At 70.9% G+C, this 14,101-nt stretch carries 10 protein-coding genes; 1 reads left to right on the forward strand and 9 read right to left on the reverse strand.

The window, feature by feature from the left end; translation table 11 throughout:
- Nucleotides 1-53 precede the first annotated feature (53 nt).
- From J8M50_RS15375 to J8M50_RS15395, 5 genes are all read right to left on the reverse strand, one after another.
- On the reverse strand, nt 54-1,151 hold the full coding sequence (locus J8M50_RS15375) for a DUF5925 domain-containing protein (RefSeq protein WP_010354384.1): 1,098 nt from the start codon (nt 1,149-1,151) through the stop codon (nt 54-56).
- A gap of 125 nt (nt 1,152-1,276) precedes the next feature.
- On the reverse strand, nt 1,277-2,077 hold the full coding sequence (locus J8M50_RS15380) for a polysaccharide deacetylase family protein (RefSeq protein WP_010354382.1): 801 nt from the start codon (nt 2,075-2,077) through the stop codon (nt 1,277-1,279).
- Nucleotides 2,074-3,129 carry a glycosyltransferase family 2 protein gene (locus tag J8M50_RS15385; RefSeq protein ID WP_010354381.1) on the reverse strand — a complete coding sequence of 352 codons (1,056 nt, stop codon included), beginning with the start codon at nt 3,127-3,129 and terminating at the stop codon, nt 2,074-2,076. The genes J8M50_RS15380 and J8M50_RS15385 overlap by 4 nt, the downstream gene beginning before the upstream one ends.
- The gene (locus tag J8M50_RS15390) at nt 3,126-3,992 is read right to left on the reverse strand and encodes a glycosyltransferase family 2 protein (protein ID WP_010354380.1); all 867 of its coding nucleotides are present in this window, start codon (nt 3,990-3,992) and stop codon (nt 3,126-3,128) included. Before J8M50_RS15390 ends, J8M50_RS15385 begins: the two co-directional genes overlap by 4 nt.
- A 556-nt stretch (nt 3,993-4,548) precedes the next feature.
- Entirely contained in the window at nt 4,549-5,751 is a 1,203-nt protein-coding gene (locus J8M50_RS15395; RefSeq protein WP_010354379.1) for a S8 family peptidase, read from the reverse strand.
- A gap of 263 nt (nt 5,752-6,014) precedes the next feature.
- Between J8M50_RS15395 and J8M50_RS15400 the strand changes: the two genes are divergently transcribed.
- Complete coding sequence (locus J8M50_RS15400; RefSeq protein ID WP_029183942.1) at nt 6,015-6,812, forward strand: SGNH/GDSL hydrolase family protein; 798 nt, start codon at nt 6,015-6,017, stop codon at nt 6,810-6,812.
- An 18-nt stretch (nt 6,813-6,830) separates the two neighbouring features.
- Here J8M50_RS15400 and J8M50_RS15405 read toward each other — a convergent pair whose 3' ends face one another.
- The 4 genes from J8M50_RS15405 to J8M50_RS15420 form a co-directional block, all read right to left on the reverse strand.
- Entirely contained in the window at nt 6,831-8,408 is a 1,578-nt protein-coding gene (locus J8M50_RS15405) for a serine/threonine-protein kinase (protein ID WP_010354377.1), read from the reverse strand.
- A 48-nt stretch (nt 8,409-8,456) separates the two neighbouring features.
- Nucleotides 8,457-10,193: a HoxN/HupN/NixA family nickel/cobalt transporter gene (locus tag J8M50_RS15410; protein ID WP_010354376.1), complete on the reverse strand. Its 1,737-nt coding sequence runs from the start codon at nt 10,191-10,193 to the stop codon at nt 8,457-8,459.
- On the reverse strand, nt 10,190-11,965 hold the full coding sequence (locus J8M50_RS15415) for a tetratricopeptide repeat protein (protein WP_223786306.1): 1,776 nt from the start codon (nt 11,963-11,965) through the stop codon (nt 10,190-10,192). Before J8M50_RS15415 ends, J8M50_RS15410 begins: the two co-directional genes overlap by 4 nt.
- A 576-nt stretch (nt 11,966-12,541) precedes the next feature.
- Entirely contained in the window at nt 12,542-14,074 is a 1,533-nt protein-coding gene (locus J8M50_RS15420; protein WP_010354374.1) for a DUF4331 domain-containing protein, read from the reverse strand.
- Nucleotides 14,075-14,101: the final 27 nt, after the last annotated feature.

The raw sequence follows: 14,101 nt of genomic DNA on the forward strand, positions 1-14,101 counted from the left end.
CAGCCTGAGAGCTACCTCCCGAGAGTTACCCCCTGAGGGCTACGACGTGAGTGCTACAGGTACAGGCCCGCGTCCGTGTCGGTCCTCGGTTCCGGGAGCGTCGTCGGGGACGTCCCCCGGCGTTGTGCGTACAGCTCCGCCAGCGTCGCGCCCTCGCGGCCGATGCCCTCGTCCGTGCCGAGCCACTTGATCGCTTCGGGGCGGGTGAGGGGGCCGACCTCGATGCGGGCGAGGCAGCGGCCGGGGCGGACGACGGCGGGGTGGAGGCGTTCGAGGTCCTCGTTCGTGGTGATGCCGACGAGGACGTTGCGGCCCTGGCCGAGGAGGCCGTCCGTGAGGTTGAGGAGGCGGGAGAGGGCCTGGCCCGCCTCGTGCTTCGCCCCGCCCCGGATCAGTTCGTCGCAGTCCTCCAGGAGGAGCAGGCGCCAGCGGGACCTGCCGGACGCGTCGTCCTCGCCGATCGCGATGTCCATGAGGTAGCCGACGTCGCTGAAGAGGCGCTCGGGGTCGAGGACGCAGTCGACCTGGCACCAGTCGCGCCAGGAGCGGGCCAGCGTGCGCAGCGCGGAGGTCTTGCCGGTGCCGGGCGGGCCGTGCAGGAGGAGCAGACGGCCGGAGATGTCCTCCGGGGTCGTCTGCATCAGGGTGTCCATCGCCTCGGCCACCGGGGCCGTGTAGTTGGGGCGGAGCTCTTCCCAGGTTTCCGCCGAGATCTGGCGAGTTGTACGGTGCGCACCCCGGCGCGGGGAGACGTACCAGAACCCCATCGGGACGTCGTCCGGCTGCGGTTCGGGCACGTCCGCCGCGCCGTCCGTCGCCTCGGCGAGGATCTCTTCGGCGAGTTCGGGGGACGTCGCCGTGACCGTGACGTCCGCGCCCCGGTTCCAGCGGGTGGCCAGCAGGGTCCAGCCCTCGCCCTCCGCGAGGGTCGCGCTGCGGTCGTCGGCCCGGGCGACGTGCAGCACCTTGGCGCCGGGCGGCAGCAGGGTCGCGCCCGAGCGGACGCGGTCGATGTTCGCCGCGTGCGAATACGGCTGCTCGCCCGTCGTGAACCGGCCGAGGAACAGCACGTTCACGACGTCGGACGGTGAGTCGGAGTCGTTCACGGTGAGCCGGATCGGCGGGGAGTTGTGCGGGGGCTCGACAGACATGCCCGCAATGATCCGGCACGGAGGGCGGGCCGTACACCCGGTTTCCCGGTATGACGTACCTGAGAGGGAGGGGTACGGGTACGCCCGCGCCCCCTACCCCCCTACCGTCGTACGACGCCCTCGCCTCAGATCAGCGCCCCCGCCGCTCTCCTCCCGGCCCTCCGCGTCCGGCGTACCAGGGCGTACCCCTTCGTCAGGGTGCGGTCCTTGGCGAACGTGCGGGTGACGGCGTGGCCGTCGAGGAGGCGGGTGAACTCGGCATCTGTGGTGCGGCGGCGGACCGTGATCCGGCGCAGGGCGTACGGGCCCTGGGCGCGCCGGGCCAGGGAGTTGCCGACCGCGAGGGCCTGGGCGAAGCCGTTCTCGCGGACGGCGGTGCGGACCCGGCGGTCGGAGTAGCCGTACGGGTAGGCGAACGACACGGGCGGCGCGCCGAGCCGATCGGCGAGGAGATCCCGGCAGCGGGTCAACTCGCCGCGCAGAGCAGCGTCGTTCAGCTGGTCGAGCTGCGGGTGGGAGTGGCTGTGGCCGCCGATCTCCACGTCCGCGTCGGCCAGTTGGCGGATCTGCTCCCAGTCGAGCATCGTGTCGAGGGCGCCGCCGGTGTCGTACGCGCCCTTGATCCAGCCGGTGGACACGAACAGGGTTGCCGGGAACCCGAGTTGGGCGAGGACCGGGAGGGCGTGGCGGTGGACGCCCTCGTAGCCGTCGTCGAAGGTGATGAGGACGGGGCGCGGTGGCAGGGGGCGGCCCGAACGCCAGCGCGTGGCGAGGGTGGCCGTGGTGAGCGGGGTGAAGTCCCTCGCCGCGACCAGCTCCATCTGCCGCGCGAACGCCTCCGGCGACACCGACAACTCCCGTGTCGCGGCGCTGGGTTCGGCGGAGATCGCGTGGTACATGAGGATGGGGACGCGCACGTCGGTCATGCGGCGCCCTCATTGTCGTACCCGGTGGCGGCCGGGTCGCCCTCCACCTCAACTCCCCGGCTTCCCCCCACCGTTGCCCGGTCGATCGGCACCACCGCGAACGTCGTCCCGTTGCGGCGGGCCCGGATCGTGCCCACGACATAGCCGCCCGCAGCCGTGAGGACCCCCGCGACGATCGCCCCCGCCCGCTGCGCCCCGCCGGGCCTCGCGCGCAGGGCGTCGCGCAGGCCGCGTGCGACCCCGGCGGGCAACACCCGTGTCGTGTACCGGCGTTCGGACTCCAGCCCCTTGTCGGTGCCGACGCTGCGGGCGACCAGCGCCTTGGAGAGGCCCTCGGCGTAGGTGCGGGTGCGGAAGTAGGCGAAGTGCTCGCGGGCCGAGGGGACTTTGTGGTGGATGACGGCTCTGTCGTCGACCAGGAGGATCGCGTCGGGTCTCTCGTGGCCGAGCCGGATGCACAGTTCGGTCTCCTCGCCGCCCATCGGACGCTTGTCGCCGTCGCGCCCGATGCCGCTCGCGAACCCGCCGACGAGGTCGAACGCGCTGCGCCGGAAGGAGGCGTTGCCGCCGAGGATGTTCCGTACCCGGACCCGGCCGGGCGGCAGGCCCCGGTACGAGCAGCCCACCACCCAGTCGAACTCCTCCGGGAACCAGGCGGGTCTACGACCTGAGGACCACACGGGCTCGCAGCGCCCGCCGACCGCCAGGACCCGGGGGTCGCTGTACGGGTCGGCGAACCGGCGCAGCCAGTCCCGCTCGGCCACCGCGTCGTCGTCGAGGAAGGCGATGATCTCGCCGAAGGACGCGGCGATGCCGGTGTTGCGTCCGGCGGACAGTCCGCGCGGACCGGCGTTGGCCAGTACCCGTACCTCTGAGGTCTCCTTGTACTCCAGAGTGAGCCGGTCCAGGAGCGTCGGGTTGTGGTCGACGACCAGCAGGGTCTCCCGCGCCGGATGGCTCTGCGCGCGTACGGAGGCGACCGCCGCGAGGACGTCGTCCCAGCGGTCCTCGGTGTAGACGCAGATCACCACGGAGATGTCGAGCGGGGTCACGAGGCGTCGCCCCGCGCGGAGTTGGGCCCCCGGCCCGTGTCGAGTACCGGCACCGTGTCCAGCAGCGGCGACGTCCGCCGGCGGCTGCGCAGCGCACGCCGGTTGGACCGCTCCCTGAGGATGACCCGTAGTACCCGTAGTCCGTCGCGCACCGCCCGCAGGTTGGAGACGCCGTGGATGCGCAGGTACTCGTGGCTCGGTATCTCCTGCACCTTCAGCCCCGCCTTGACGACCCGGATGTTGATCAGGGTCTCGATCTCGAACCCCGTGCAGTCGAGGTCGATCTTGTCGAGGCAGTGCCGCCAGAACGCGTTGTACCCGTAGCACAGGTCGGTGTAGCGCGCGCCGAACTTGCGGTTGACGATGGCGCACAGCACACGGTTGCCGAGCCACCGGATGAACGTCATGTCGTCCGTGCCGCCGCCGTTGGCGAACCGCGAGCCCTTGGCGAAGTCGGCGCCGGAGACCAGCGCGGAGACGTAGCTGACGATCTCGTTGCCGTCGGCCGAGCCGTCCGCGTCGACCATCACGATGATGTCGCCGCTGCACGCCTCGAACCCGGTGATCAGCGCGTCGCCCTTGCCGCGCCCCTGCTGCGCCACGACCTTGACGGCGGGCCACAGTTCGCGGGCGACGCGGACGGTCGCGTCGGTGGAGTTGCCGTCGACCAGGACCACCTCGTGGATCCAGTCGGGCAGGGTCTTGAAGACGTACGGAAGGTTCTCCGCCTCGTTCATCGCCGGTATGACGACGCTCACGGGCGGTGTGATGGCCAGGTGCGAGGAGATCGGGCGGTACGTGATGGCGGTGTCGTCGGCCAGGCGGTCCTGGCCCGTCGTCGCCGGTTGCAGAACGGAACTCATGAGTCTGGTCCCTCTCGTCCGGTCGGACCGCCCGCCCCTGGGCGGCCCGGCTGAAAGTCCGGTTCGAAAGGGGGGTTTCTCCCCCGGAGGGACCAGGGCCCGGCGCAGGCGACGTGAGCGCGTCGCGTCCGCCGGCCCGGGTCCGCCGGGTGAGCTGGCAAAGCTGACGGCCGCCCGAGGTTACGGCGGCCGACCGCGCGGCACGGCCCGGCCGCCCTGTTCGGCGACCGAGCTCGGCACCCCCCTACCGCGCTCCCGCTCCGGTGCCGCCGCGGTCCCTGAGCCCTCCCCTGGTGCCGCGTCCGACGGTCCGAATGCGAGTGAGATGTACGACGGTATTGATGAATGAGCCCGTATGGCAAGACCTGAAGGGAGGGCTCACGATTTTGTTCGTTTGACCGTTACACATCGTCTCGTCCGTCATCGGTTCCCGCCGCGGCCCGGAAAGTTTCCTCAACTCCGGCCTCTGACATGGGAGTTCCCCGAAGGCTGTGGGGCGCCTCCGGGGAACAGGGACATCAGCTGAGATGTGCGGGTATTACGGGTACTACGGGTATTACGGGACCAGCTTCAGCAGCCGGTTCGGGGAGCCGCTGCCGGGGCTGGTTACCACGTTCGTGGTAGACCCCGAGACGAGTGCGGTGGCGACTTGGGCGGGGGTGGCCGACGTGTGGCCCGCCAGATAGACCGCGGCGGCGCCCGCTACGTGCGGGGTCGCCATGGAGGTACCGGAGATGGTGTTGGTGGCCGTGTCGCTGGTGTACCAGCCGGCCGTGATGGAGGAACCCGGCGCGAAGATGTCCAGCACCGAGCCGTAGTTGGAGTAACTGGCGCGTGCGTCGGTGTTGGTGGTGGCGCCGACGGTGATCGCCTCGGTGACGCGGGCCGGGGAGGACGAGGAGGCGTCGACGTTGCTGTTCCCGGCCGCGATCGCGTAAGTGACGCCGCTGGCTATGGAGTTGCGTACGGCGGTGTCCAGCGAGGCGGACGCGCCGCCGCCCAGCGAGAGGTTGGCGACCGAGGGGCCCGAGTGGTTCGCCGTGACCCAGTCGACGCCCGCGATGACGCCGGCCGTGGTGCCGCTGCCGCTGTTGTCGAGCACCCGGACGGCCACGATCTTCGCCTTCTTGGCGACGCCGTACGTCGATCCCGCGATCGTCGTCGCGACGTGCGTGCCGTGGCCGTTGCCGTCGGCGGCGGTGGTGTCGCCGTCGACCGCGTCGTAGCCGTACGTGGCACGGCCGCTGATCTGGGCGTGCGTGATGCGGACGCCGGTGTCGATGACGTACGCCGTGACGCCGCTGCCCGCGCTGTCGGGGTAGGTGTACGTGCCGGACAGCGGGAGCGCGGCCTGGTCCACGCGGTCGAGGCCCCACGGGGCGCTGGACTGCGTGGTGTCGGCCAGCCGGACGGTCTGGTTCTGCTCCACGGAGGCCACCGACGGGTCGGCCGCGAGTCTGCGGGCCTCCTGCGCGGAGAGGGTCGCCGTGTAGCCGTTGAGCGCGGCACCGAAGGTCTTGTCGACCTCGCCGCCGTACTCCTTGATGAGGTTCTTCCCCGCGACCGAGGCCGACTTGAGGCCGGCCTGCGACTTCAGGGTGACGATGTAGCTGTCCTTGACGGCGGTGGGGGAGCCGGCCGCGACGACCTTGCCCTCGGCCGGTGCGGCCTGGGCGGGCAGTGCGGTGAGCCCGCCGACGAGGGTTGCTGCCGCGAGGGTGGCGGTCAACAGGGCTTTGTGACTACGCAGTTGTGCCATGACGAGGATGTCCTCCGCTAGGCGATGCCGCTCCCTGGGTGGGGGGAGGGCGGCTGTGGAGGTAAAGACTCCGCCAACTACCTGCGTAGAACAAGAGGGTTGAATGCTTGTCAACAAACTTGACATGTGCACGAAATAAAGCGAACGGAAAAGGTCGGAAACCGGTCCCGGTACGTGCTCAAAAGTCTTGGCATGAGCACTTCCCGTCAACGCGTGTGGTTGCTACGACAGTTGTGGCAGACATGCTGCTAAAGGGAGGTTCCATGAGACGTTCCCGAATTGCCGTATTCGTCAGCACAGTGCTTCTCGCCGCGACCGCCGCCCTCACCGGCGGAGCCGGCAGCGCCCAGGCCGCCACCGGCGGTTACGTCGCCCTCGGCGACTCCTACTCCTCCGGCGTCGGATCGGGCAGCTACATCAGCTCCAGCGGCGACTGCAAGCGCAGCACGAAGGCGTACCCGTACCTCTGGAACGCCGCCCACTCGCCCGCCTCATTCACCTTCGCCGCCTGCTCGGGCGCCACCACCAGCGACGTCCTCTCCGGCCAGCTCGGCGGGCTCAACTCCGCGACCGGCCTCGTCTCCATCAGCATCGGCGGCAACGACGCCGGGTTCGCCGACGTCATGACGACCTGTGTCTTCGGCAGCGACAGCACCTGCCTGGGCCGCATCAACACCGCCAAGGCGTACGTCGATTCGACGCTCCCCGGCCGACTCGACAGCGTGTACAGCGCGATCAGCTCCAAAGCCGTCAACGCCCATGTGGTCGTGCTCGGTTACCCGCGCTTCTACCAGCTCGGCATGGTCTGCCTCGGCCTCTCCGAGACCAAGCGCAGCGCGATCAACGGCGCCGCCGACTACATCGACGCGGCCATCGCCAAGCGCGCCGCCGACCACGGCTTCGCCTTCGGCGACGTCCGCACCACCTTCGCCGGGCACGAACTCTGCTCCGGCAGCCCCTGGTTGCACAGCCTCGAACTGCTGAACGCGGGCGAGTCGTACCACCCGACGGCGGCCGGCCAGTCCGGCGGCTATCTGCCGGTGCTCAACGCGAACGACTGACGGGTTACTGACGGACTGTCAGTACGATGCGGACGGTGAGGGGGAGGCTCCGCCCGGCGGGGTCTCCGTCTCGCAAGTGACCGAGAACGGAACCGAGTTGGACTTCGCGTTCGCGGGCTTGCGTACCTCCACCCACAGTTCGTTCTCGAACGTCCCGCTCTCCTCGCCCGTCGTCAGGAACACCCGCGCCTTCTGCGACGTGCCCCCTCCGTCGGCGAACTCCAGCGTCCGCCAGCCCGAGTCGACGGCCTGACCGTCCTTCGACACCCACCGGTACGACACCGTCGCGGGCACCCGGCCGACGGTGAACGTCGCGGTGAACGCCGGGGCTTGGGACTTCGGGGGTGGGCAGGTCCCCGAGTACTCGGTGCCCTCACCGCTCACGGTCACCGCGACCGACTGCGGCGGCTTCTCCTTGCTCGGCGTCGGAGTGGGGGACGGAGACGGGGACGGGGGCGGCTCCTCGCTCCGACTGGCCGGCGGTGAACTCACCCCCTGCGACTGGCTGTTGGTCTGCTGCCCGCCCTTGGCCTCGCCGTCGCCCTCGTTGTTCAGCAGCGCGTACGTCAGCCCCCCGATCGCCAGCGCGACGACCAGCACCCCCGCGACCAGTACGGCCGTGGCGCGCCGGTTGCTCCCGGAGGGCCCCGGCTGGTCGCGCACCAACGGCTCGGTGGGGGGCTGGGGTCGGTACGACGGCTGCTGGTACGTCGGGGGCGGTGGGGGCGGCGGCACGATCGTCGGGGTGTACGGCACCGTACGCGCCGTACCGCCCGCCGCGACGATCCTGAGGTCCTGCTCCGCGCGGTCGGGGGTGAGGCGTTCGGCGGGGTCCTTGCGGAGCAGGCCCTCGATGACCGGGGCGAGCGGGCCCGCCCGGTGCGGGGGCGGCAACTCCTCGTCCACGATGGCCCGTAGCGTGCTCAGCGGGGTGTCCTGGCGGAACGGGGAGTGGCCCTCGACGGCCGCGTACAGCAGGACGCCCAGCGACCACAGGTCCGACTCCGGGCCCGGGGTGCGGCCCAACGCCCGTTCCGGGGACAGGAATTCGGGGGAGCCGATGACCTCGCCGGTCATCGTGATGGCCGAACTGCCCTCCACGCTAGCGATCCCGAAGTCGGTGAGGACGACCCGGTCGTCGTTCGACAGCAGCACGTTCGCCGGTTTCACGTCCCGGTGCAGCACCCCCGCGTCGTGCGCCGCCCGCAGCGCGGACAGCACCTCGGCACCGACGTACGCGGCCCGCGCGGGCGCCAACGGGCCCTCCGCGTCCAGGAGTTCGGCGAGCGAGATGCCGCGCACCAGCTCCATCACGATCCACGGGCGGCCGTCCTGCATCGCGACGTCGTACACCGTCACGACGTTGCGGTTCGCGACGCGTGCCGCCGCCCACGCCTCGCGCTCCAGGCGGGCGTACATGCGCTCGATCTCCGGTCCGGACAACCCGGCCGGCGGCCGGACCTCCTTGACGGCCACCTCGCGGTGCAGGACCTCGTCCCGCGCGCGCCACACCGTGCCCATCCCGCCCTGGCCGAGCGGGGATTGCAGTCGGTAGCGGTCCGCGATCAGCCGCTCGCCTCCGGGTTGCTCGGACATCGCTCCCCCTCTTCGCACCCTCGCTCGCGGATACTCCCCAAAACTAGCTCAGCCCACTACGGTTGCCGCCCCCTTGAGCATCAGTCCGACGCCGAGTGCGACGACGATCAGCGCGGACCACAGGGGCATGTTGCGGCGGACCAGGGCGATGACCGGGCGGGACGTCCAGCGCGGGCCCTCGTCGAGCAGGCGGGAGACGCGGCTGCCCAGGCGGACGACCGCGAAGCCGGCCGCGGTGAGGGTGAGGGCCAGGCCGATGCCGTACGCGATGACGAGGAGCAGGCCGAACCAGGCCTGGCCGAGGGCGGCGGCGCCCACCAGGACGACCACGGCGGAGGGGCTGGGGACCATGCCGCCGGCCAGGCCGAGGAGGATCGTGCCGCGGAGGGTGGGGGCGATGGAGTGGGTGTGGGTGTGGCCGTTGTGGGTGTGCGTGTGGGTGTGGTCTTCGTGCGTGTGGTGGTCGTGCTTGTGGTCGTCGTCGTGGTGCGTGTCGTGTTCGTGGGTGTGACTGTGGTCGTGACTGGGCGTGGGGGAGGGGGAGTTGGGGAGTGCGGCGGTGGTGGCTGAGGTCGACTCGGCGCCCACCAGGGCGAGTTGGCGGGAGGGGGAGGGCTTGGGGGGGTGGGGGTGCCCATGGCTGTGACCGTGATCGTGCCCGTGGTCGTCGTCGTGCGAGTGGCTGTGCCCGTGATCGTGCGAGTGGCCGTGGTCATGACCGTGGCTGTGGCCATGTCCGTGTCCGTGCCTGCGGTTCTTCCACGCCTTGCGGAACAGCGTCGCGCCCGCCACCGCGACCAGCGCGCCGCTCGCGAGGCCCAGCCAGGTGATGACGGAGGGCGCGGCGGCCGAGCCGGCGGTGACGAGGAGGCCGAGGGCCACGACGCCGATGGTGTGCGTGACGGTGACCGACGCGGCGAGCGGGAGGACGTCTTTCATACGGGCCTTGCCGCCCCGCGCGGCGGCCGTCGCGGCCATGATGGTCTTGCCGTGCCCGGGCGCCACGGCGTGCATCGCGCCCAGGAAGATCGCGAGGACGATCGCCAGCGTGGCGAAGCCGAACGTCAGGTGCTGGCGTGCGACCAGATCGTCCAGCGCCTGGGTCCAACGGTCCGCGCCACGGGGGAGGATGGCGGCGCCGGGGGCGGTCCGCTCGTTCTCGGTGAGCGCCGGACCACCCGGCTCGACGGTCGTGGCGGCGGTCGTCGTGTCCGCCGGGGAGGAGAGCAACTCCTGCGGGTACGACGTGAGTTCGTCCGACACCGACTTCTCGGGGACGTCCGACTTCGTGAGCGTCATACGGTCGCCGCGAGCTGTGATCTCCCGCCAGCCTGGGCCGGTTGAGGCACCCGCGCTGTGGAACGTGAGGGAGACCGACTCGCCCTTCGGTAGCGGAGCGTTCAGCTCGCACTCCACGCGCAGGGTGTTCAGGCCCGCCTGACCCGGTCGTACGGTGGCCTTCGCGGACGCCGAAGTCAGCGTGACCGCAGTGCCGTTGACGGTGACCTTGCTGTCGGCGGCGGCCGTCTCGCAGCGCTGCTGCGCCCACGGGGTCAGGCCGCCGAGGCGTTCGATCGTGGGCTTCGCCTGGGTCGCCGGGATCTCGGCGAGGTCCTCGACGTGCGTGACGCGGAGTTGGCCGGGGGCGGCGACCAGGCCGTCGTACCTGTTGACCGTGAAGTTGCCGAGTGGGTGCGCGCTCGCGTTGGCGGTGGGAAGGAGCGCGAGCGCGCACCCGGCCGTCAGGACGGCCGCGCTGGAGGCGAACAGACGACGGGAGATCACTGGTTCGCCTCCAGCGTCTTGAGGGCGGCGCGCGCGGTGCGGGCGCCGAGGGGGGAGAAGCCGGGGTTCAGGGCGAGGGCCTTGGTGAGGTGCGCGCGGGCGTCCGTCTTGTTGCCGGTGGCGTTCTCGATCATGCCCTGGTGGTAGAGGAAGGACGCGTTGCGGTAACCCGTTGCGGTGGCTTTCTTCGCGTACGGAAGGGCTTCCGCGTCACGGCCGTTGACGTGCAGCGCCCAGGCGAGGGCGTCCGCCGTGTGGACCGTTTCGCGGCGGTCCCACTCCGCCTGGGCCGCGCGCAGCGCCGCCTGTTTGTCGCCGTGGTCGGCCGCCGCGAGGGCCGTGTCCAGGTCGGCGTTCACGCCGTTGGCGCGGGCGAGGGCGGTCCAGGCGTCGACCAGGGCGTACTGGTCCGCCGCCATCATCTTGTCGCCGTCCGCGCCGCGTGCCTCGTACAGCTCGCCGAGTTCCACCAGGGGGGCGGGGAGGGGGTAGCGGGCCACCACCGACTCCAACCCCTTGATCGCTTCCGCCTGTTGGCCGCTGGCCGCCTGCGCCTTCGCTCGGCCCTCCAGCGCCGGGAGGTAGTTCTCGTCTGCGGTCAGGGCTCGGGCGTAGTCGGTGAGGGCCGTCTCGTAGTCGCCCTGGTTCCAGGCGAGTTGGCCGAGCTGGCTCGCCACGTAGGCGATGTCGCCCTTCGCCGTGGAGCTGGCCAGGGCCTGTTCCAGGACGCGGCGAGCCGTCGTCACGTCGCCCCGGAGTTCCTGGACGTACGCGTAGCGGGTGAACACCGGGATGCCGGGGCGGCGCGTGTCCGCCGTCTCGGCTGCCGTCAACGCCTCGTCGTAGCGGCCGAGTTCGACCAACGCGTCGACGCGGGTGCACAGGGAGCGCTCGTTGTACGGGTTGTCCTTGAGGACCTGGTCCGCGTACTTCAGGGCGCCGGGGAAGTCGTGGCGGGCCGCAGCCAGTGCCGCGCGGCCGGCGAGTGCCTGGCCGTTGCCGGCGGAGAGTTCGAGGGACTTCGTGAACGCCTTCTCCGCCTGGGGGTAGCGGGAAGGGTCGCCCTTCGTGCGGGCCTGTTCGACGTAGGCGAGCCCGAGGGTGGCCCAGCTGCCGAAGTCCCGTGGCTGGGCGCGGAGATGGGTCTGGAGCGCGGTGATCGCGCTGTCGATGTCGCCGCTGTTGAGAAGGCCGGGGGAGACCGCCGAGGCGGTTGCGGCGGGGGCCGCGCTGCCGTCCTTCATCGCGCCGATCGCTATGGCTCCGCCGGTGAGGGCCACGGCCAACATGGCGGCACAGGCGCCGAGTTGAAGGGACCGCCAGCGACGTCCTGCGGCGCCGGCGCGGCGGACGGCGGCTACTCGGGGGTCGAGGTCGGGGGTGGGGAACGGGGGGTCTTCGCCCGAAGTGGGGGAGGCGGTCCCGGAGTTGGGCTCAGCCGAAGCCGAAGCCGAAGCCGAAGCCGAAGCCGAAGCCGAAGCCGAAGCCGAAGCCGAAGCCGAAGCCGGGGCGGGCGCGGAGGCGTCGGTGTCGGGGGTGTCGGACGGGGAGTCTTCGCTCGAAGCGGGGGAGGGGGCACTGGAGTTGGGCTCACCCGGAGCCGGAGCCGGAGCCGGAGCCGGAGCCGGAGCCGGAGCCGGAGCCGGAGCCGGAGCCGGAGCCGGAGCCGGAGCCGGAGCCGGGGCGGGGGCGGTTGCGGGCGCGGAGTCTTCGGCGTCCCGCGTCCCGCTCTCAGCAGCCTTCGCCGAACCGCTCGGCTCGGAGCCGCCCACCTCGGAACCGCTCACTTCCGCCGCACCGCCCTCGTCCACCGGGTCGGCCTTCTCCGCCAAGCCGGCCTTCTCTACCGCACCGGTCTCGTCCGCCGAGTCGGCCCTCTCCGCCGCACCGCCCTCGTCCGTCAAACCGGCCTTCTCCACCAGGTCGGCCGTGCCCGTCGACTCCGCTCCTCCCGAACCAGCCTCCCCCCGCCCCCCTTTCTCTCCCCGCTCCCCCGAAGAAGCAGCAGGCGCCGAGGAGTTGGCCCCCGTCAGGGTGGTCGTGGGTGTCGGTGCCGCTTCGGGACGCGGTGAACTTCCCTCGGGCCGCCGCCCCTTCGGCTTCGGCTGGTCCGTGGGGTCCGGGGTGTTCCCGGATTCCGTCCGGTCCGGTTCGCCGCTGTCGGTGCGCGGGGCCATGCCCTCTCCTCGGTCGCTCTCGGTCTTCCTGCGGTCGGCGCGGCCCGGTCCGTGGGGGATTCGGTTCAGTCCGGGCCGCGCCGGTCTGTGGGTCAGGGCCGGGGAGTTGCAGGGGTCTCCCCGGCCCGGTCACTGCGCCAGGGTTCTCCCTGGCCGGTCACCGCGTGGGCGTCAGTACGCCCGCCGCCGCCCCCGGAACCACATCAGGCCGCCGCCGATGAGCAGCACCCCGGCCGCCCCGGCCCCGGCCGACGCCGCGATCAGCGTGTTGTTGTCCGTCTCCGAAGCCCCGGCAGGCTGGAGCGCGTTGCCGAGCTGGCTGCGGACGTCGTTGCCGCCGCTGACACCCTTCGCGACGGGACCGCGCGACCCCTCGGTCGGGAGGGCGACGTACGGGAAGGACTTCTCGAAGTTCTTGTCGTTCTTGTCGACCGCGTCGCCCAAGTCGTTCTTGGCGCCCACGAGTTCACCCTCGACGACCTGGAGCGAGGCGTCGATGACGTCGTCCGTGAGGCGACGCCCGTTCGGGAAGCCCGCGTTGTCGCCGTCGAGCACACCGAGCCGCTTGGGGCTGGCGGTCGGCTTGATGGACGTGTTGAGCCGCAGCTGCTCCGAAGGCGTCACGTACGGCGGCTGGTTGAGCCCCTTGACGCCCTTGAGGAACACGTCGACGAGGTCGTTGCGCGGCTCGGCCGGGGCCTTGATCTTGTAGATCGCCTCGATCAGCTTGGGCAGTTCGGGGTTGGTGACGTTCTTCAGGAACTGCCCGTCGTCCTTGGGCTGGGACGCGTTGAACTTGTCCTTGTCCTTGATGGGGTTGACGACCTCGTTGACCAGCGGGCTGCCGAGCCGGGAGACCTGCTCGAACTTGCCGCGCGCGTTCTTGCGCTGGGTCGTCGACCAGATGCCGACGATCGGCTGGTGCTCGGCCTCGCGGATCATGTCGTTCGGCACCTGGAGGGCGATGGTGTTGACGTTGTAGCCCTTGAGGGTGTCGTTGCCGACCTCGGAGAGGTTGCCCCCGTACAGCAGGTCGAAGACGCGCAGGTCGAGGAAGAACGGGTCGTCGGCCTGGCCGGCGAAGGTCTTCGAGCCGTTGGACAGCTTGTAGATCGCCTGGTCGCGCAGCTTCGCGTAGTTCGGCATGGACGCCTTGCCGACGTTCGACGGCGCCACCGGAACATCGCTGGCGATCTTCGTCTCGTGCTGGACCTTGCCCTTCTTGAGCTTGATCAGCTCCAGGTCGTAGGTCTGCGTGACGTTCAGGTCCGGGTCTTCGAGGCTCTCGACCGCGCCGGTGTTGTAGAGGAACGTCTTCTTGTTCTTGACGTGCGTCTTGAACGTGTACCGGAACGTCAGGTCCTGGCGCGCGTCACCGTCGTTGTCGATGTTGAGGTCGTACTGCGCGTCCTCCGCGAACGGGAAGAAGTTCGGGCCGCCGGCCGGCTCCTCGAACGGGATCCAGTTCGCGACGAGCGTCGTGGTGTCCGGGTGGTCCGGGCTCACGAACGCGTACACGTCGGTGTTGTCGTACTGCGGGGTGCCGGAGATCAGCGGAGCTTCGCGGTGGCTGGAAGCGGCGGCGACCCCCGGTTCCAGCAGGGCCACTGAGGCGGCGGTGAGTCCGCCTGCGGCCAGCGCGCCACAGATCAGGGTCGCGATGCTCCTGCGCCCTGCGGCGCTCCGGAAGTTAGGTGTCGTCATGCCGTCCGTCCTGAGGTCCCAACTTGC

This window comes from Streptomyces acidiscabies, assembly GCF_020010905.1.
GTDB lineage: Bacteria > Actinomycetota > Actinomycetes > Streptomycetales > Streptomycetaceae > Streptomyces > Streptomyces acidiscabies.